This is a genomic window from Pseudomonas sp. Fl4BN1, from assembly GCF_009908285.1.
Lineage (GTDB): Bacteria > Pseudomonadota > Gammaproteobacteria > Pseudomonadales > Pseudomonadaceae > Aquipseudomonas.
The window spans coordinates 1-384 of the sequence record NZ_JAAARM010000150.1 but is presented as its reverse complement, the minus strand read 5'-3'; the positions used below and the strand labels follow the sequence as shown (position 1 = coordinate 384).

The following is a 384-nucleotide window of genomic DNA, read 5'->3' as shown; positions in this document are numbered from 1 at the left end:
GAGCAGAAGCTCTCACAGGTGGACCTGAGCGACATCGCCTTCGATCGCAACGATCGCGCCAAGCTGCCGCAGTCGCTGCGCGAGGATGATTTCCAGTATCCGATCGGCCTGTCGGCCGGCTATGGCAACGGCAACCTCAAGCTGCCGGCCGGGCTGGTGCAGGGCAACCGCCTGCTCGCGCTCCTCAAGAACTGGACGGCGCAGTGGCCCGACAACATCGACTTCTCGCGCCTGCCCATTCCGTTCAAGGCCATGGCGACGGATCTGGCCACGGGCGACGGAGTGATTCTCGACCACGGCTCGCTGCCGCTGGCGATGCGGGCCAGCATGGCGGTGCCGGGGCTGTTCGCGCCCTTCGAGGTGGGCGGGCGTACGCTGGTGGAT

General features: G+C 66.9%; 1 protein-coding gene. It reads left to right on the top strand.

The features are described from left to right. Window positions 1-18: 18 nt before the first annotated feature. The coding region (locus tag GV818_RS33990; RefSeq protein WP_372242151.1) for a patatin-like phospholipase family protein at window positions 19-384 on the top strand (366 nt) is incomplete at its 3' end.